Source organism: Arthrobacter sp. 05N429 (assembly GCF_056397045.1).
This window is the reverse complement of the sequence record NZ_JBFTMQ010000051.1, coordinates 1-359: the sequence shown is the minus strand read 5'-3', so window position 1 is coordinate 359 and position 359 is coordinate 1. Positions and strand designations below refer to the sequence as shown.

Below are 359 nucleotides of genomic sequence, written 5' to 3'. Positions count from 1 at the left end.
GATGTACCCCATGATGGGAAGCCCTCGGCGGCGCTTAACAGCAGTCGCCTCGGGGGTGAGCAGCGGACCACGGTTCAGGGTGGAGATAAGAGCGGAGACGACAGACATTAGAGCAACCCATCTTTTGAGCGGTGGCCGCGCATCAGCGAAGCTTCGGAGCCAATAACCGGGGAGCGTTTACGGGCATAGAAGAACCAGACGGCAACGACGACCAGGAGGCCGAACGCGACGCCGGAAACGAGCGGGGGAAGGACGGACATGACGAAAAGGAGCCAGCCGATAAGCGCCAGGACGAGGACGCCAAGCGGGACCAGGAGCAGGAAGCGGAAAATTTTCATGCTTTCGTGGCACCCCCACGC

Annotated in this window: 1 protein-coding gene; it reads right to left on the bottom strand. The window is 61.3% G+C overall.

Features of this window, described 5'->3' with window-relative positions; genetic code table 11:
- Window positions 1–107: 107 nt before the first annotated feature.
- Window positions 108–359, bottom strand: a 252-nt coding sequence (locus AC1DF4_RS19210) for a hypothetical protein (protein WP_476914364.1), incomplete at its 5' end; no start/stop codon positions are given.